14 protein-coding genes and 3 tRNA genes are annotated in these 16956 nt (G+C 58.9%); 10 read left to right on the top strand and 7 right to left on the bottom strand.

What is annotated here, in order from left to right; all coding sequences use genetic code 11:
- Nucleotides 1-89: 89 nt before the first annotated feature.
- Nucleotides 90-1526, bottom strand: a complete 1437-nt coding sequence (locus L9O85_RS01385; protein ID WP_050622812.1) for a M20 family metallopeptidase — start codon at nt 1524-1526, stop codon at nt 90-92.
- Between the two features lie 330 nt (nt 1527-1856).
- Here L9O85_RS01385 and L9O85_RS01380 point away from each other — a divergent pair, with 330 nt between their 5' ends.
- The 7 genes from L9O85_RS01380 (at nt 1857) to L9O85_RS01350 (ending at nt 8504) form a co-directional block, all read left to right on the top strand.
- Nucleotides 1857-3161 (top strand): hypothetical protein, encoded by a 1305-nt coding sequence (locus tag L9O85_RS01380; RefSeq protein ID WP_108980417.1) that lies wholly within the window; start codon nt 1857-1859, stop codon nt 3159-3161.
- A gap of 40 nt (nt 3162-3201) precedes the next feature.
- Entirely contained in the window at nt 3202-3873 is a 672-nt protein-coding gene (locus L9O85_RS01375) for a hydrolase (RefSeq protein ID WP_050622814.1), read from the top strand.
- Nucleotides 3874-3976: 103 nt separating this feature from the next.
- Complete coding sequence (locus L9O85_RS01370) at nt 3977-4207, top strand: hypothetical protein (RefSeq protein WP_050622815.1); 231 nt, start codon at nt 3977-3979, stop codon at nt 4205-4207.
- Between the two features lie 141 nt (nt 4208-4348).
- Nucleotides 4349-4425, top strand: a tRNA-Met gene (locus L9O85_RS01365).
- A 37-nt stretch (nt 4426-4462) separates the two neighbouring features.
- A tRNA-Glu gene (locus L9O85_RS01360) sits at nt 4463-4537 on the top strand.
- Nucleotides 4538-4559: 22 nt separating this feature from the next.
- Nucleotides 4560-4635: transfer RNA gene (locus L9O85_RS01355), tRNA-Val, on the top strand.
- A 413-nt stretch (nt 4636-5048) separates the two neighbouring features.
- A complete protein-coding gene (locus L9O85_RS01350; protein WP_301579280.1) occupies nt 5049-8504 on the top strand; it encodes an S-layer homology domain-containing protein in 3456 nt (1151 codons plus the stop codon).
- Between the two features lie 65 nt (nt 8505-8569).
- Here L9O85_RS01350 and L9O85_RS01345 read toward each other — a convergent pair whose 3' ends face one another.
- Nucleotides 8570-8791 carry a hypothetical protein gene (locus L9O85_RS01345; protein ID WP_050622902.1) on the bottom strand — a complete coding sequence of 74 codons (222 nt, stop codon included), beginning with the start codon at nt 8789-8791 and terminating at the stop codon, nt 8570-8572.
- Between the two features lie 268 nt (nt 8792-9059).
- Here L9O85_RS01345 and L9O85_RS01340 point away from each other — a divergent pair, with 268 nt between their 5' ends.
- The 3 genes from L9O85_RS01340 (at nt 9060) to L9O85_RS01330 (ending at nt 12207) form a co-directional block, all read left to right on the top strand.
- Nucleotides 9060-10046, top strand: coding sequence for a carbohydrate kinase family protein (locus tag L9O85_RS01340; protein WP_301579279.1), 987 nt, complete (start codon nt 9060-9062; stop codon nt 10044-10046).
- A 65-nt stretch (nt 10047-10111) separates the two neighbouring features.
- Nucleotides 10112-10741, top strand: coding sequence for a GntR family transcriptional regulator (locus L9O85_RS01335; RefSeq protein WP_256183248.1), 630 nt, complete (start codon nt 10112-10114; stop codon nt 10739-10741).
- 143 nt (nt 10742-10884) lie between these two features.
- Complete coding sequence (locus tag L9O85_RS01330) at nt 10885-12207, top strand: aspartate aminotransferase family protein (RefSeq protein WP_301579278.1); 1323 nt, start codon at nt 10885-10887, stop codon at nt 12205-12207.
- Between the two features lie 77 nt (nt 12208-12284).
- Here the strand turns inward: L9O85_RS01330 and L9O85_RS01325 are convergent, their stop codons facing one another.
- The 5 genes from L9O85_RS01325 to metG all read right to left on the bottom strand — a co-directional run bounded on the left by L9O85_RS01325 (nt 12285) and on the right by metG (nt 16956).
- The gene (locus L9O85_RS01325) at nt 12285-13658 is read right to left on the bottom strand and encodes an MATE family efflux transporter (protein WP_276756447.1); all 1374 of its coding nucleotides are present in this window, start codon (nt 13656-13658) and stop codon (nt 12285-12287) included.
- A 1-nt stretch (nt 13659) separates the two neighbouring features.
- Complete coding sequence (locus L9O85_RS01320) at nt 13660-14094, bottom strand: MarR family winged helix-turn-helix transcriptional regulator (protein ID WP_050622907.1); 435 nt, start codon at nt 14092-14094, stop codon at nt 13660-13662.
- 153 nt (nt 14095-14247) lie between these two features.
- A complete protein-coding gene (gene crcB / locus L9O85_RS01315; RefSeq protein WP_301579276.1) occupies nt 14248-14616 on the bottom strand; it encodes a fluoride efflux transporter CrcB in 369 nt (122 codons plus the stop codon).
- Between the two features lie 3 nt (nt 14617-14619).
- The gene (locus tag L9O85_RS01310; RefSeq protein WP_050622909.1) at nt 14620-14814 is read right to left on the bottom strand and encodes a DUF4177 domain-containing protein; all 195 of its coding nucleotides are present in this window, start codon (nt 14812-14814) and stop codon (nt 14620-14622) included.
- A 171-nt stretch (nt 14815-14985) separates the two neighbouring features.
- A complete protein-coding gene (metG, locus tag L9O85_RS01305) occupies nt 14986-16956 on the bottom strand; it encodes a methionine--tRNA ligase (protein WP_050622910.1) in 1971 nt (656 codons plus the stop codon).

Raw genomic sequence — 16956 nt, 5'->3', positions numbered from 1 at the left:
TTTTTTCCTCCTCTGCTTTTCTCCGTCTCAGGCTATGCCCGCCCCTCCCTACCAAGCGGGCCACTTTTCCGTGCGCCGGCCAGAGCCGTTCAGTCGATCCTAGGCTTTACCTCCGGCGGTATGGGGGACGCGTATTTCTGACCACCTGTGCGTTGGCAGAATTCCTCCTGGGCCCGGCGTATGATCTCGGGGTCCTCCAGCGCGTCAATGGCCGACCCGGCCATGACCTTGGCGGCATAAAGCATCCCCTTTTTTGCCATAGCAGATTTCCCTACAGCTACCATCTGCCAGGAGTGCATGGGCACTCCTGCTGGCATGGTGGCGGCATTGATCTGCGCTACCGGGCAGTTCCAGCTTACATCGCCCACATCGGAGGAGACAAAGCCCTGACGTTCTCTGGCCAGCGGGAGCACGATCCTATGGACCAGGGAATCGGCATCCGCCGCCACTCTGGCACGCTCCTCCGGGTCGGTAATCTCAGCGGCCACAGTATCGAAATAAGAGTGTACTGGGCCCAATGTCTCCCGAATGCGCCGGGCCAGTTCCAGGTCCTCCTCCTCCAGCTGGACAGGGGCGACCTCCACCAAGTTTCGCTGCATCAGCTGGTTGAGCTCCGTGTTAATGAGCATGTTGGAGCATGATTTGATAAATGTGATCTCCACCTCTGTCCCTGTCATCATTGCCGCTCCTCTGGCAATTTGATTGACCCGCTGGTAGAGCTCCTTTACCTGAGGCAGCTGGACTGCTCTCAGCAGATACAGTGCCTGGGCGTGGGACTGCACTACACCGGGGGCATTGCCCCCTGTATCAGTGATGGCATAGTGGATGCGGGTGTCTGTGGGGACGTGTTCTCGCAGGAACTGCACTCCCACATTCATCAGCTCCAGGGCGTCCAAGGCGCTCCTTCCCAGCTCGGGAGACATGGCTGCGTGGGCCGACACTCCCTGGAAGCGGTAGCTGATCTGGTAGTTGGCCATGGTGCTCTCCGTAGAGACGCTATTTACTTCCCCGGGATGCCAGCTGAAAGCGATGTCCACTCCATTAAACACGCCATCCCGCGCCATGAATCCTTTCCCGGACCCGTTTTCTTCCGCCGGGCATCCGAAGAATTTGACGGTGCCGGGGAGGCCGGAGTCCTGCAGGTAGTGCTTCAGGGCGATGGCGGCGGCCAGCGAGCCGACCCCCAGCAGATTGTGCCCGCACCCGTGTCCGGGGCCGTTCTCTTCCACCGGCCGCTTTTCGTCCGCTCCGGCCGCCTGGCTGAGACCGGGCAGCGCGTCAAATTCTCCCAAAAATCCGATCACCGGCCCGCCCTGGCCATAGGTCCCGGAAAAGGCGGTGGGGATGCCGGCCAGCTCCCGCTCCACCTGAAAGCCCTCCTGCTCCAGCGTCTTGCCATAGAGCTCAGCGGCATAGCGCTCGTGGAACCCGGTCTCCGGGTGGTCCCACAGCGTGTCGCTCATGGGCCAAAGCAGCGCCTTTTTTTCCTCAATGACCTCCAGCGCCCGCTCCTTTTTTGTCGCCATTTACTCGTTCTCCTTCCTACTGCTCCTGTCTCGGAATTATTGGAAATTAAATATATAATTACAGACATGTTTCGGAAATTATGGTGTAACTATACTATTTCCATGCCCAGACTGTCAATAGAAAAGGACAGCATTTTTTAATTTCCCCGTTTATTACAAATATTTTGTTCTTGATTTAGTCAGATCACCAGCTTTATCTTGCATATCTGGCCGTTCTTTTGGACATCTTGATTTGACGACACGCAGAAAAGATTTTCGTCTTATTTTGCGTCATACGCTTGTCTGCGCGGAGCGGTTCCGATATAATATGAGCTGAGGTGATCGGTCCCAATGAACTCTGTCGGCATTTTTACCACCACACGCTCCCTCCAGCACATCATGGACATCGATCAGGAGATCCGCACCTTCTGCAATGTCACCTACCTGCCCTATACCACTCTGGAGCACCTGCTCTATCTCTATGAGCAAAACGCGGAGCAGTTCGATGCCCTGATATTCAGCGGTTCCTACCCTTATAATGTCATCCGAAAGCGATTTCCCAGTGTGGAAGAGATCCCCCATTCCTACTTCAATATCTCTGACCGAGACTACTATCAGCTGATCGCCCACCTGGCGGTCCAAAATCCGGAGCTTGATTTCTCACGCATTTACTTCGACCGGCCGGAGATCCCAGTAGATTTCCACTCTATCTTTCTCAGGGACGGTGTCCCTCTCTTGGGCACCGCCCCCATCGACTGGAGCACAGTGGACGCCGCGGACTGGTATCAGCCTCTCAAACTGTACTACAAAGAGATTTGGGACAGCGGAAAGGTGGACCTGCTGGTGACCCGTTTCGGCAGTATGGAGGACTACTTCCGTCAGCACAATATCCGCCACAGGTTCCTTTTCCCCTCTCCCGGTTCTATGCTGGAGACCTTCCGCGGTCTGGTCATGCAGCTGCGCACCCAGTCTATGCATGATTCCGCCGCCTGCCTGGGGCTGATCCGTTCCATCATGCCCCTGTCCAAGGAACAGTGGGCCGCACTGGGGGACCGTCTTCAGGCCTGCAATAAACAATTCGGCACCCCCTTCCTCATCTATGAGCACGGGGAGCACTATGAGATCACCACCAATATTTCAGTCCTGAAAGACCTCACGCAGCAGTACACCATCTGTCCTGTGACTGCCTTTCTGGAGGCGGGACTGGATTTTCCCATCTGTACCGCCTGGGGCTGTGCCGGCAACGTAGTGGATGCCCACCGAAACGCCCAGCGGGCGCTGAAAGAGGCGCTGCTGTGCAAGGGGTCCGCCGCCTTTATCGTGATGGAGGACAACACCATCATCGGCCCGCTCTCCAGCGTCCGCCGCATTTCCTATACTGATGCGCCCGATGAAAAGCGGCTGGAGCTCAGCCGCCGTCTCTCCATCTCCCCCCTCTATTTGAGTAAGATCGTCTCCGTCCTTACCCAGAAAGGAAACGACACTCTCTCTGCGGAGGAGCTATCCTTCTATCTGGATATCACCCCTCGCAGTGCTCTCCGGATCCTATCCAAGCTGGAGGCCGGCGGCTACGCCTCTGTACAGTTCCGGCGGCAGCTCAACTTGAGAGGCCGCCCGGCCAAGATCTATCAGATCCACATCCAGGACCTGACCTGACACCCCCAAACCTGTCTCATCCGCAGGAGGTACTACGCCTATGAAAAAGATCCCTACATACAGCGGGACTCTGCGCAGCCATTTGCTGGCCGTCCCCCACTGTATTTCAGAATGCAGCGGCATCCGCATCTTTGGCCGCCGCATCAAATCCCTGGTGTTCACCACCGATGTAGCCATCATCAAGAACGTCAACGGAGACGCCATCATCGCGGTCTATCCCTTTACCCCCCAGCCCTCCATCGCCCAGGCCATCATCAGTGTGGCCGACGTCCCGGTGTTCGTGGGCGTGGGAGGCGGGATGACCAGCGGCTCCCGCTCCGTCCGGCAGGCGGAGTACGCAGAGCACCAGGGGGCCTTCGGCGTTGTGGTCAACGCCCCCATCACAGACGAGACCATCACCCAGATCAAGCATGTGGTGGACATCCCGGTCATCGCCACCATCATCTCTTCTGAGATGGATGTCGCCGGGCGTGTCCGGGCCGGAGCCGATATTCTGAATATCTCAGGGGCCGCACGCACCCCTGAGATCGTGGCCAAGATTCGAAAAGATTTCCCAGACATCCCCATCATTGCCACCGGGGGCCCCACAGAGGAGGACATCCTCCGCACCATCCAGGCCGGAGCCAACGCCATTACTTATACCCCTCCCTCCACCGGTGAGCTGTTTTCCGTGCGGATGCACCAGTACCGCGCCCAGTTCCATCCGGAATAAAAGGTATGACCGCCGCCGCTTTTAAGCTGTTTTTAATGCTGGCTTTCTCCCCCTTTCAGAATCAAATGGTAGGATAGCGTCAGTAGGAAGGAGGAAATTCAAAATGATTACCCTATTCACGCTGTCTCTGCTCTGCCTGGCTGTGATCCTGGTCCTGGGCGTGGTGCTGACCATCCTCAGTGTGCCGTTCCTAGTCATCCTGGGCCTGCTGCCCTGGCTTCTGCGCATCGCCGCCGCGGTCCTGCTGATCCGCGGACTGCTGGACCATCCCTTCCGTTGGGAAAATCTGATCCCTGCCGCTGTCGCCTTTGGGCTTTCTGTTCTTCTGCACTGACCTAAAGAGCAGGGGCGGAGCCCCCTTCGTCCCCGCTCTTTTCCCACCGGAAAAAATAACAGATTTTCTTGCAAAAAAATGTTGACAAATCGGAACACTTCGGTTATACTAACTCTTGCCCTGTTCGAGACGGGCAGACATGGCGGCATAGCTCAGTTGGCTAGAGCATGCGGTTCATACCCGCAGTGTCCCCGGTTCAAATCCAGGTGCCGCTACCATTACAATCTAACAGAGCATTGGCTCTGAGCCATATACGGCCCGGTGGTCAAGCGGCTAAGACACCGCCCTTTCACGGCGGTAACACGGGTTCGATTCCCGTCCGGGTCACCACCTTTTTTTGAGCCGTCCATATGGAGGCATAGCTCAGCCGGTAGAGCGTCCGCCTCACACGCGGAAGGTCACAGATTCGAGTTCTGTTGTCTCCACCAAGAGGAAGAGTGCCACACCAATAGGTGTGGCACTCTTCTTATATTGTTCTGAGACGGGAACGATTTCCCTGTCCCTGTGAAACAAAATGCAGGATCTGCGCAGCAATTTTCTCTGGGTATCATAAGAACACCGATTTGCGCGATGTCTACCAAAAGTCTACCAAAAAAGGGCGGCGGGGGCCTGGAGTTTCAGGGCCCTGCCGTTCCTTCTGTTTTTGCGTGTCTACCAAATGTCTACCAGGGAAACTTTTTAGGCGTGATCCCAGAGATTTTTCCCCTGATCTTCCCCTTTTTATAACCAATTCCTCCTGTGCCAGAAGTGTTGTACAGGCATAGTGGGCCGAAATGTTCCGGAAAGGCCCAGTTTGTCAGAAAACAGCGACTTTTGTCAATATAAAAAGGAGGAATATCCAATGAGAAACCTGAAGCGTGCTCTCAGCCTGGCTCTGGCTTCCGTTATGCTCCTGGGCATGATGGTCGTGGGCTCCAGCGCTAAGGGTATCGACGATTTCACCGACAAGGCCGAGATCGTCAATCAGGATGCCGTGGCGGTCACCTCTGCCATCGGCATGTTCGAAGGCTACGAGGACGGGTCCTTCGGCCCCGAGAACGTAGTCACCCGCGCCGAGATGGCGGTCATCATCTGCACCATGCTGTATGGCGCCGGTGTGAACGTCAACCAGTTCGCGGAGACCAGCGTGTTCACCGACGTCCCCGCCTGGGCGCAGGGCTATGTGAACCTGTGCTCCAGCCTGGGCATCGTGGCCGGTGTGGGCGACGGCAAGTTCGACCCCAACGCCACCGTGACCACCGCGCAGGCCGTGCTGATGCTGTGCCGCGCCCTGGGCTACTTCCAGAGCGCCGCTGACTTTGGCGACAACTGGATGCTGGCCGCCACCGCCAAGGGCACCGCTCTGGGCCTGTACGGCGACCTGAAGCTGGCCGCCAACGAGGGTCTGACCCGCGACAACGTGGCTGAGCTGGTGTTCAACGCCCTGACCAAGGCTGTGCCCGTTCAGTACAATGAGCTGCTGGGCGTGTACTACAACGAGAACCAGGGCATCATCTACTCCCTGGAGTTCAACTACCTGCAGACCCTGGGCTATAAGAACTTCGACCTGGTCTATAAGACCAACACCGAGACCATCTATGGCCGTCCCGCCACCACCTGGGGCACCGGCTCTTACAACGTCAAGACTGAGGCTGGCAGCACCAGCAAGACCGATAATCTGACCGAGGACGGCGGTCTGATCACCTCCTTGGTCCGGATGCTGGACAAGGATCAGATCATCACCGTTGCCAACATCCCCGACTATGTCTACACCGAGGATACTGACTCCGAGGATGTGTACAAAGATCTGGGCAAGAGTGTCTGCACCGAGCTCAGCGAGGACAAGAAGGACGGCTACGACTGGACCGTGTTTGTAAACGGCAAGGAGTGGTCTGGCAAGGACGACGAGAAAATCGTTCTGCCCGAGAGCAAGAATAGCGATACCTACCGCTACACTGCCGACGGGACTGTCACCGAGATCTACATCGACGACGCTGACCAGACTGTCACTGTTGTTGAGATCAACAACTACATCGGCCAGGTCACCAAGGTGAAAGAGGATGCTGACGGCGAGTACATCACCGTGAAGCCCCTGTCCAAGGGCGTGCCCGCTCTGGACGACAAGACCTTCTATGTGGAGGGCTTTGCTGAGGATGACTATGTTGTCTTCACCGTGGACCAGAATGACGACGATGAGTATGTTATCGCCGAGGCTTTTGCTCCCGAGACTGCTTCCGGCGAGGTCAGCCGCGTGGAGAAGGACGACGACAGCAAGGATACCTATCTGAAGCTGGATGACGGCACCAAGTACCCCTACTCCTATTCTGTTGATAGAGACAGCGACGAGCGCGACCACATGGTCTATGATCTGGATAGCCTGGGCGACCGTACGCACCCCACCCTGGGCGACGATTACACCCTGTACCTGGATCCCAACGGCTATGTGCTGGGCTTTGCTAAGGACGAGGGCGAGACCAAGTACCTGTACGTTGAGGACTCCGATGAGGAGCTGAAGGACTGGGTCGCTAAGGTCGTTCTGACCGACGGCACCAACCCCAAGGTCGATGTGAAGGAAGATCTGAAGAAGACTCCTGATGAGATTGGCGATAAGATCGCTTGGACTCAGAAGGCCGATGCCGACAAGTACGGCTGGGAGACCAACATCGACGGGAAGGTCTGGAAGTACTCTGTCAGCGATTCCGGCATGTACACCCTGACTTATGTTGCCAGCAAGGATATGGACAATGCCGAGATCAACAACGGCAAGGCCTATGTCTCCGACGGCAATAACGAGTTCATCGTGGATAAGAAGACCGTCTTCGTGGACGTGGACGGCGAGAAGGCCTACATTGGCTACGATGAGGTTCCCGATGTGTCCGAGGCCAAGCTGGCCTATGTCCTGGACAACAAGGTCGCTGAGGTCGTCTTCATCATCGAGGGCGAGTTCTACGACAACGCCAATACCTACTTCATGCTCTCCAAGACCGACCGCGAGAGCTTCAAGCACGATGACGACAAGTATTGGGACTTCTCCAAGGCTTATGTCAACGGCGAGAAGCAGTCTCAGCTGTATGTTGCCTATGATGCTCTGAACAACGGCGACGACCTGAAGGCCGGCGTGCTGTACAAGGTCCTGAAGACCGTGGACGAGGAGTATATCACCGAGATCGAGGAAGTTGCTCTGGGCAACAACCTTGTCAACGCCGTGGGCGATGACGCTTTCTGGATCACTAAGACCCAGGACAAGTCCGTGAAGTACGATGTGGACGAGGAGACCGTCTTCGTCTATGTTGACAACACCAAGTCCACCAAGTTCGATATCTCCGAGGGCAACCTGAACGACATGGAGGAGTATGACGCTTCTGAGAAGACCAACACCTATGTTACCGTCGTGAAGGACGCCAACGATCACGAGACTGCCCGTCTAGTCTACATCGTGGAGAAGAGCACTGTCGAGAATTTCGACGTGGCCATCGAGGTTGAGAACGCTGTTCTGACCGTCAACGGCAAGGAGTACACCGAGAATGCCACCCTGAATGTTGAGAAGGGCACCAAGCTGACTTGGACTGCCAAGGCCAAGCCCGGCTACACTCTGACCACCGCTGCCTCCGGCGAGCTGGTTGTGAACGCCGCTGGTAAGATCGAGGCTAAGGCCACTGTTCAGGCTGATGGCCGCAAGGTTATCGTGAATGGCGAGGCCCAGGCCGACAAGACTGGTATCGCTGTTGACGCTGAGGCCGTTGTGACTCTGACCGCCAAGGCAGGCTACACCATCACTTCCGTGAGCTGCGCTCAGGCTTCCAAGATCGACACCAAGACCTGGACCGTCACCATTCCCGCTGGAACTGGCGATGTGACCATCAATGTGGATGCCGATCCCGATGAGTACACTGTGACTTATCCCCAGTATTGGTACGACAACAACAGTGGCGATCAGCGCGAACTGACCGTTACCAAGGGTGCTACTAAAATCGTTACCGATGGTAAGATTGATGTGGAACTGACCACTCCCTGGGTGGGTGCCACCAGCTACGAGGTAAAGGTAACCGGTGCTACTGGCGAGTTCACCAAGGTGAACGGCTGGGCTCAGGAGACTGACCATGCCACCATCAAAGATGATGCCATGCTGAAGTTACTCCAGAATGAGTTTGGCACCATTTATTCCGATGCTGATTGTAAGACTCCTGTGGCTGGAGCTATCTCCTCCTCTGGCACAACTGTGTATTGGGTGACCAAGGAGGCTAAGGCTCCCGTCTGGTCTGGTACCATCAGCAATCCCACCGGTGATGTGACCGTGGAGTTTGTCTGGAAGGGCTAAGAGTCTAGACGAGTTTTTGGTATCCTAATATAAGCCCCCCGGAGCATTTGCTCCGGGGGGCTCTCTCACCTCTCCTCCAGCTTATCCACCCGGGCAGACAGGGCGTTGATATCACTGCGCAGCTTATCCAGTACCGCATTGAGAACGCTGGGGCTGACGATCAGATCCCGCATGGCTTTCAGCGCCCCGTCGATCTTTTGATTATCCGCGTTAAACTCCGTCCGGAGCACCTGGTCCGCAGCCTCCCATTGATTCAGTCCATAATACTGAGTCTGTCCCCTTGCCATAAAAAATCCCTCCTGTCCTGACTGGGCCCGGCAGATCCGGACCCGCTCAAAACCGGAGGGAAAGAGCTTTTTGTGAGACGTTTCAATACAAATTATGGAAATCAAGCGGGACTATGCCCATTTCTGTCCCGCCTCCACAGGACCCATGGGCATTTTTGAGGGGCGCATCGTGCGCGCCCCCGCTTTTTCTGGATTTTCTTCTTACTCTCGGATATAATGGAAATATGATCCCGGCCGTGGGCCCCACGGCCGCTGTGGAGGTGTTTTTATGTGTGAGGAAGCTGTCTATGACGTTGTGGCCCTGGGCGAGCTGCTCATTGATTTTACCCCCGTGTCCACCGATGGGGCGGGCTGTCCCACGCTCAAGGCCAATCCCGGGGGCGCGCCGGGCAATCTTCTGGCCGCCCTGAGCAGATATGGCCGTCGCACCGCCTTTCTGGGCAAGGTGGGAGAGGATGCCTTCGGCCGCCTCCTTCTGGAGTCCCTGCGCCGGGCTGGAGTCCAGACCCGGGGCATCCGCCTCACCTCCTCCGCCTTCACCACCCTGACCTTTGTCACCCTGGATGCCGCGGGGGACCGCTCCTTCAGCTTTGCACGCAAGCCGGGGGCGGACACCCAGCTCCGGTGGGAGGAGGTGGACCGCTCCCTCATCCAGCGCTGCCGTCTCTTCCACTTCGGCTCCCTCAGCCTCACTGACGAGCCCGCCCGATCCGCCACCCGGGCCGCGGTGGCCTACGCCCGGGAGCTGGGCCGGACCGTCACCTTTGATCCCAACCTGCGTCTCCCCCTCTGGCCCTCCCCCGCGGAGGCCCGGGCCCAGATCCTGTGGAGCCTGTGCCAGGCGGATGTGGTTAAGCTCAGCGATGAGGAGGTGGACTTCCTCTGGGGCTGCTCCCCCCAGGAGGGGGCCCGCCGCCTGCTGGAGGAGTGCGGCGTCTCCCTGGCCATGGTCACCCTGGGTCCCCGGGGCTGCTACCTCCAGAACCGGAGGGGGAGCTGTGCCCTGACCGCCCCCCAGGTCTCCCCTGTGGATACCACCGGCGCGGGCGACATCTTCGGCGGGAGCGCCCTCCACCGCCTGCTGGACTTCCGCGTCCCCCCGGAGGAGCTGGACCGGGGCGGCCTGGAGGAGATCGCCCGCTTTTCCGTCACCGCCGCCAGCCTCTCCACTCAGCACCCCGGCGGCATCCCCAGCATCCCGGAGCTGGCCCAGGTGGTGGCCCGGATGGGAGAGCCCGCCCCCCTCTCCCTATGAATCCTCTTGTTCCCTCTCCCTTTCCGTGTTATAATCAGTCATTCCGTCTTGAAGGAGGTGGCCCTTTGCCCGTCAAAGAGAAAAAGACCAGCCGCGCAGAGTTCGCCTATGACACCCTGAAGCGCCGTATTCTGGACAATCAGCTCCCCCCCGGCGCCATGCTCAGCGAGGTGGCCCTGGCCCAGAAGCTGAACATGAGCCGCACCCCCATCCGGGAGGCCCTGAAGATGCTGATGCGGGACGACCTGGTGGAGATCCGGGACGGCGTGGGCACCTTCGTCAAATCTGCCACCCAGAAGGACATCGAGGATGCCTACGCGGTGCGCCAGGCCCTGGAGGTGCTGGCCGCCCGGACCGCCATTGGCGCTTTCTCCTCAGAGGAGCTGGACGCCCTGGAGGCCCGCTTCCGCTCCCTCCAGGTACGGCTGGAACAGGGGGAGACTGTCCGCGTGGAGGAGTTTGCCGACGCGGACTGGGCCCTCCACGACCAGATCCTGCAAAAGAGCGGCAACCGCTATGCCCAGAAGGCCACCAACGACCTGCGGGCCGTGCTGCGCCGGTATCAGTACCTGTCGGTCCGCCTGCTCTCCCGGGTGGAGGAGAGCCTTACGGAGCACCTGGCCATCCTGGACTGCATCCGCCGCCGGGATCTGGCGCGGCTGACAGAGCTGCTGGAGAACCACATTCAATATTGATTTGGAGATCCCCCGACACTGCCGGGGGATCTCTTATTGTATGCATCTTTTAATTTTCTTTTTTAATTTAGACTTTTTCTATTGACCAAGATGTATACATCTGTTATACTCAGAGCACAACGATCCACAAGGAGGCCACCCACATGACTGTCCATACGGAAAATGAAGCTCTGTTCCAGCGCGCCAGCCGCTGCCTGGCCGGCGGTGTCCTGTCCAATTTCAAGAAGGCCAAAGGCGTCGCTCCGGTCTATGTCAAAAGCGCCGAGGGCTGCCGCATGACCGACTATGACGGCAATGTGTACTACGACTTCTCCCTCTCCGCCGGGCCCGCTATTCTGGGCCACAGCAACGAGGGGCTGCGCCGGGCCCTCAGGGAGCAGCTGGACCAGGCCTACACGAACCGGGACTGCCTGGCGGCCATCGAAGCCGCGGAAAAGATCCAGCAGGTGGTCCCCTGCGCCGAGCTGGTCCGCTTCGCCGTCTCCGGCGTGGACGCAGTCTTCAACGCCATCCGGGTGGCCCGGGCTTATACAGGACGCCCCCTGTATGTAAAGTTCAAGGGGCAGTACAACGGGGGCATGGATTTCGTTCTGGGCGGCCGCACCGACCGCGGCGATCTTCAGGCCCGGGACGGCGTGGACCCGGACGACTTCTACTCCGCCATGTGCTACACCGAGGGCCGCGCCCCCCACGCCCTGGATGACTGCCTCCTGGCAGAATACAACGATTTGGAGGGGCTGGCCGCCCTGTTCCAGCAGCAGGGGGATCAAATCGCCTGCGTCATCATGGAGCCCGTGACCCTGAATATGACCGGCTGCATGCCTGAGCCCGGCTTTCTGGAGGGACTGCGGGAGCTGTGTACCCGGTATGGCGTGCTGATGGTCTTTGACGAGACCCTCACCGGCTTCCGCCTGGCGCTGGGAGGCGCCCAGGAGTACTTCGGCGTCACCCCCGACCTGTGCACCTTTGCCAAGGCCATCGGCGGCGGCTTCCCTGTGGCCGCCTTCGCCGGCCGGCGGGAGGTCATGCAGGTCATCGAGGACAACCGCGTCCTGGCCGTGGGCACCTACAATGGCCATCCCCTGGCCGCCGCGGCTGTGCTGGAGACTATCCGGCAGCTGGAGGCCAACGACGGAGAGGCGTTCCGCCTGATCCGCCAGTACACCCAGATGGCCAAGGATGGCATGGAGGCTCTGGCCAGAAAGCACGGCGTGGACATGATCGTCCAGGGGATGCCGGGGGCGCTCTTTCCCGTGTTCACCAAGAAGGAGAAGATCATCAACCACCGGGACGCCCTGGCCAACGCCAGCTTCCCCAAGCACAGCCGCTTTATGGCCCTGCTGAAGGACCGCGGCATCCTGCACAACAGCCGCCTCTGCTTCTCCCCCGCCCACACAGAGGAGGACATCCAGTACCTCCTCTCCGCCGTGGATGAGGCCCTGGCCGTCATTTCCCAGGAGGCGTGAACCGCCGTGATTCATTAAAACAGGTCCTGCGCTCCTCTGAGCGCAGGACCTGTTTTTTCTGATGATGGGACCGGGTCTCACGCCTGGGGTGTACCCTCCCCCTCCTGCCGGTCCTGGGCTCTCTCCTGCCGCAGCACTGCGGTCAAAAACCAGACTGCCAGAGCGGCGGTCAGCACTCCGGCCGCCGGCGCCGTCAGCCACACGCCGTCCAGCCCCAGCGCGGCTGGCAGCACCGCCAGACAGGCCAGCGGAAAGACCAGCGTCTTGCTGAAGGCCAGGATCAGGGAGCGTCCCGGCCGGTTCAATGCGGTGAAGAAGGAGCTCAGACAGGTCCCTGCCCAGCCCAGCAGATAAGACAGGGAGAACAGCCTCATGGCCCGCAAGCTCATCTCCAGCAGGGCGGGGTCATCCCCCTGGATAAAGAGAGGGATGACATACTGTCCCCCCAGCTGCATCCACAGCAAAGCCGCCAGCGACACCGCCGCGCCTGTCAAAAGCACCCTCTTTTCCAGGGCCAGCATCCTGTCCCGGCGCCGGGCGCCGTAGTTGTAGCTGATGGCGGGCTGAATGGAATCTGCCATGCCAAACAGCAGAGAGCCCACGATGCTGTCCACATACATCACGATAGAGAAAGCCGCCACCGCCATAGACCCGGACAGCCTCAGCAGTACGCTGTTGAGAATGACCATCATCACAGATCCCGCAATACTGGAAAAGAACTCCGAGCTGCCATTGGCCAAAATATTCCCCAGCTGACGGGCAGAGATGGTCCCCCGAACAAAACGCAGAGGGAGACGGCCCATCACAAAGGGCAGGAAGCCCAGCACTGTACCCAGGGCAATGCTCAGACAGGAGGCCGCCGCTGCCGCGGCCACCCCCCAGCGGAAAACTACCAAAAATAGAAAATCCAGCACGATGTTCAACAGTGCTGTAACCACATTGAGTATCATGCTGTACCGCACCCGGCCGCAGATGCGCAGATAGTTGTCCACTGCAAAGAATACCATAATGACTGGCGCGAATACGGCATATACCTGCATATACTCCGCCCCCATGGCGGTGACCTCCGCCTCCGCCCCCATCAGGGACACCATCGGCCCGGCCAGGAAAAAGCCGCCCAGCCCGATGACGCAGGACAGCGCCACAATCAGCCCGGTGCAGAAGCTGAAGATCCGGTTGGCCGCCCTCTCATTTTTTTCCCCAAGGCGGATAGAGATCTGAACGGAGGACCCCACCGCCACCAGGTCCACCAGTGCGAAACTCATCATGATCAGCGGCATCACCAGATTGACCGCCGCCAGAGCGTTGGGGCCCACATAGCGCCCCACAAAGATGCCGTCCGCCACTGTGTACAGGGAGAGCATCGCCATGCTTATCATGCTGGGCAAGGCGCACCGGAAAAACAGCCGAGTGGGCGGAAGGCTCTCAAATAATTTTTCATGCTGTGTCATTTTAAAAATCCTTTATATATTCCGAAGTAAACGTATTCAAAATGGAACAGAACACCGCGATCTGTTCCGGTGTGAAGCTCCTTTCCACCAGCCGGATCGCCCGCTCAAACGGGCCCTCATAGGCTCGGAGCGACTGTGTCATCTGCGGGGATACGTCCAACTGGATCACCCTCCGGTCGGTCTCGCTGCGGGTCTTGGTCACCATCCCCAGCCGCTCCAGCTCGTTGACCTTGATGGTCACCGCTGACTTTGTGATGTGCAGGGTATTGGCCAGGGTGCTCACCGTACACTCCCCCTGGGCCCGCTGGTAGGAGATCACATCCAGATACATGATGCTATTATAAGACAGCTCTCCGCCGCCGGTGCGGCTGATCTGCCTCAGATCACTGACCGTTACATCGTAGTAATACCGGTTCAGACTATCCCGCAGGTCCATCCGTTCCCCTCATTTCATTAAGCGAATTTATATAAATTTGCTTAACTAATATAGCAGAAGATCCTTTCTCTGTCAACCCCGTCCGCACGATTTTCTCCCCGCGGCAGCCCTCATTTGGATAGAGGCGCCGCCCTCAGATGCGGGTCTCCATCCTCAAAAGATCTTCCACACCAGGGCCCGCCCCAGCAGCACCCCCGCCAGGCACAGACCCACGCTGGCCAGGATGTACCCGCCCCCGGCGGCCCATCTCCCCTGCTCCAGCAGCTCCACCGTCTCCAGTGAAAAAGTGGAAAAGGTGGTAAAACCACCGCAAAGTCCGGTCTTCAAAAACAGAACTGCACTTTTGGACATGGGCAGCTGTCCCGCCGCCTGGGCCACGGCGCCGATGACCACCGCCCCCAGAAAATTGGTGAGCAGGGTCATCACCGGAAAGGACCATGGGGCGGCAATCAGGCTGAGCAGATACCTCCCCACGGCGCCCAGGCCGCCCCCCAGGGCCACGAACAAACAGTTGGACCACATGGCTCAGGGCTCCTCCCGTTCAAAGATCAGGTCCACTTCCTTGGTGCCGCCCTCCCCGGAAAACATGGTGGGCAGATATCCCACGTAACGCCAACCCTTGGCCGCGTACTCGTCTATGATCTCCCGGTGCTCACAGGCGCTGTTGTCCATCCAGAAGCCGCCCCCGGTGCGATAGGTCACATATTCATATCGGTACATGTCCATCCTTCCTTTCTCAAAGATGCTTTCCCGTTCCGGTACCCGGAGGCGGGGCCGGAGCCAGTTTCTCCCCCCGGCGTCTGCTTTCAGTATAGCACAAAAATGGGGCGGGCCAAAGGCCCGCCCCATTAAAATGACGCAGATCTTTTTCGATCTGTCCCACAGCCCCGTTCAGCACATCTTGGCCCCAGCGGGGATCTTGTCGTCGATCATCAGCAGGTTGAGCTGCTCCTCGCCCTTCTCGGTGTGGACGGCGGAGATCAGCATACCGTTGGACTCCAGTCCCATCATCTTCCGGGGGGGCAGGTTGACGATGGCGACCAGGGTCTTGCCCACCAGTTCCTCGGGCTTGTACCACATCGCGATGCCGGAGAGGATCTGCCGGTCGGTGCCGGTGCCGTCGTCCAGGGTGAAGCGCAGCAGCTTGTTGGACTTCTTCACTGTTTCGCAGGCCTTGACTTTAACGGCCCGGAAATCGCTCTTGCAAAAGGTGTCAAAGTCCACCTTCTCTGTGAGCTGAGGCTCCACCTCCAAATCGGGCAGAGCTGCCTTCTTGGCGGCCGCCGCAGCCTCCTCCAGCTCGGACAGGGCCTTTTCTGCGTCGATGCGGGGGAACAGGTTCTCGCCCCGGGAGACAGTGACAGTGTGAGACAGGGCCCCATAGCCGGCGGCGCTCTCCCAGGTAGAGCAGGTCTCGCAGGCGCCGATCTGCCGGAGCACCTCGGCAGCAGACTGGGGGATAAAGGGGGTGAGCAGGATAGCGGAGACCCGCAGCACCTCCAGCAGGTTGTACATCACCCGGGCCAGCCGGGCTCCGTTGGCCTCCATGTCCTTGGCCAGGGTCCAGGGGGTGTTCTCGTCGATATACTTGTTGGCCCGGCCGATCACCTTGAAGATCTCCGCCAGGGCGTTCTGGAAGGCGTAGTGCTCCATCTGCTCTTCATACCTGGTGCGCAGGGAGGAGATCAGCTCCACCAGTTCCCCATCCTTCTCCTCGTCCGCCGCCTGCTCCTCAGGCAGGGTGCCGCCGAAATACTTGCCCACCATGGACACGGTGCGTGAGAGGAGATTGCCCAGGTCGTTGGCCAGGTCCGTGTTGATGGTCTGGATCAGCAGCTCGTTGGAGAAGTTGCCGTCAGAGCCGAAGGGGAAGGTGCGCATCAGGAAGAAGCGCAGGGCATCCACTCCGAACTTCTCCGCCAGGATATAGGGATCTACCACGTTGCCCTTGGACTTGGACATCTTTCCTCCGTCCAGCAGCAGCCAGCCGTGGCCGAACACCTTCTTGGGCAGGGGCATCTCCATGCTCATCAGCATGGCGGGCCAGATGATGGAGTGGAACCGGACGATCTCCTTGCCCACAAAGTGGACGTCCGCGGGCCAGAACTTCTCATAGTCGTCATACCGGTCGTTGAGGAAGCCCAGGGCGGTGGTATAGTTGAACAGGGCGTCCACCCATACATAGACCACGTGGCCCGGGTCAAAGTCCACCGGCACGCCCCAGGTGAAGGAGGTGCGGCTGACGCACAGGTCCTCCAGGCCGGGCTTGATGAAGTTGTTCACCATCTCATTCACCCGGCTGCGGGGCTCCAAAAAGTCGGTGTCCTCCAGCAGGTGCTGTACCCGGTCGGCGTACTTGGACAGGCGGAAGAAGTAGGCCTCCTCCTCCGCGTCCACCACATCCCGGCCGCAGTCAGGGCACTTGCCGTCCACCAGCTGGCTCTCGGTCCAGAAGGACTCGCAGGGCTTGCAGTATTTCCCTACATACTTGCCCTTGTAGATGTCCCCCTTCTCATACATCTTCTTAAATATCTTCTGGATGGCGGACACATGGTAGTCATCGGTGGTGCGGATGAACCGGTCGTTGCTGATGTTCATCAGCTTCCACAGATCCAGCACGCCCCGCTCCCCCTCCACGATGCGGTCCACATACTCCTTGGGGGTGACGCCGGCCTCCTTGGCCTTGTCCTCGATCTTCTGGCCGTGCTCGTCGGTGCCCGTCAGGAACATGACCTCACAGCCGGTGAGACGCTTATACCGGGCCATAGCGTCGGTGGCCACGGTGCAGTAGGTGTGGCCGATGTGCAGCTTGTCGCTGGGATAGTAGATAGGGGTGGTGATATAAAATCTCTTGCGTTCCAT

Origin of the sequence: Lawsonibacter asaccharolyticus (genome assembly GCF_022453915.1) — a bacterium.
GTDB classification, from domain to species: domain Bacteria; phylum Bacillota; class Clostridia; order Oscillospirales; family Oscillospiraceae; genus Lawsonibacter; species Lawsonibacter asaccharolyticus.
Note: the sequence above shows the minus strand (reverse complement) of the source record. Positions and strands in the feature narration are given on the sequence as shown.

Excerpts from the sequence above, each read along its gene's own strand:
- L9O85_RS01385 (WP_050622812.1), bottom strand. The coding sequence starts at position 1,526 with ATGGCGACAAAAAAGGAGCGGGCGCTGGAGGTCATTGAGGAAAAAAAG.
- L9O85_RS01380 (WP_108980417.1), top strand. The coding sequence starts at position 1,857 with ATGAACTCTGTCGGCATTTTTACCACCACACGCTCCCTCCAGCACATC.
- L9O85_RS01375 (WP_050622814.1), top strand. The coding sequence starts at position 3,202 with ATGAAAAAGATCCCTACATACAGCGGGACTCTGCGCAGCCATTTGCTG.
- L9O85_RS01370 (WP_050622815.1), top strand. The coding sequence starts at position 3,977 with ATGATTACCCTATTCACGCTGTCTCTGCTCTGCCTGGCTGTGATCCTG.
- L9O85_RS01350 (WP_301579280.1), top strand. The coding sequence starts at position 5,049 with ATGAGAAACCTGAAGCGTGCTCTCAGCCTGGCTCTGGCTTCCGTTATG.
- L9O85_RS01345 (WP_050622902.1), bottom strand. The coding sequence starts at position 8,791 with ATGGCAAGGGGACAGACTCAGTATTATGGACTGAATCAATGGGAGGCT.
- L9O85_RS01340 (WP_301579279.1), top strand. The coding sequence starts at position 9,060 with ATGTGTGAGGAAGCTGTCTATGACGTTGTGGCCCTGGGCGAGCTGCTC.
- L9O85_RS01330 (WP_301579278.1), top strand. The coding sequence starts at position 10,885 with ATGACTGTCCATACGGAAAATGAAGCTCTGTTCCAGCGCGCCAGCCGC.
- L9O85_RS01325 (WP_276756447.1), bottom strand. The coding sequence starts at position 13,658 with ATGACACAGCATGAAAAATTATTTGAGAGCCTTCCGCCCACTCGGCTG.
- L9O85_RS01320 (WP_050622907.1), bottom strand. The coding sequence starts at position 14,094 with ATGGACCTGCGGGATAGTCTGAACCGGTATTACTACGATGTAACGGTC.
- crcB (WP_301579276.1), bottom strand. The coding sequence starts at position 14,616 with ATGTGGTCCAACTGTTTGTTCGTGGCCCTGGGGGGCGGCCTGGGCGCC.
- L9O85_RS01310 (WP_050622909.1), bottom strand. The coding sequence starts at position 14,814 with ATGTACCGATATGAATATGTGACCTATCGCACCGGGGGCGGCTTCTGG.
- metG (WP_050622910.1), bottom strand. The coding sequence starts at position 16,956 with ATGGAACGCAAGAGATTTTATATCACCACCCCTATCTACTATCCCAGC.